Genomic DNA, 477 nt, shown 5'->3' on the forward strand with positions numbered 1-477 from the left:
GTTTACGATTGAATTCGGTGATCGTGTTGAACCTTATCTTTAACCCAAACGGCAGTTACACACTTTCTGAAAAAGGCTCCATATTTTAGTTAGTAGATATGGGTTTAGTAACGAATAATTTAACTATGCTCCAGATGCAATATATTTCTTGATAGATAGATTAATGACATCTTGGGTTTGCTTGGTAGCTGCCATGATTTGCTCAAAGGTTATAGTAGTATCATAGAGATAGTTTGCTTCGAGCATCTGGTGATAATCAGTTTCCAGCTGCTGCATACCTTCAGCATTAGGCAGTAGTAAGAAATTACCCTGCAGGCATTGATCATAATGTGCATAGGATGCATTGAAGAAAATATTTTTAAGACTTACTACGTCCTTGAGTAAAAGCACGTCTTGAATGGCTTCCCTCCCAATCGCGTGTTTAGAAAAAGCCATCAGATCAAACCAATGCCGCGATAGGCGCTCTGCAGACTGCCT

General features: G+C 39.4%; 1 protein-coding gene. It reads right to left on the minus strand.

What is annotated here, in order from left to right:
• Positions 1–123 precede the first annotated feature (123 nt).
• On the minus strand, positions 124–477 hold a 354-nt coding region (locus BAA9072_RS23940; RefSeq protein ID WP_201717045.1), incomplete at its 5' end, for a hypothetical protein.

The sequence above is a fragment of the Rossellomorea arthrocnemi genome, assembly GCF_904424705.1.
GTDB classification, from domain to species: Bacteria; Bacillota; Bacilli; order Bacillales; family Bacillaceae_B; genus Rossellomorea; species Rossellomorea arthrocnemi.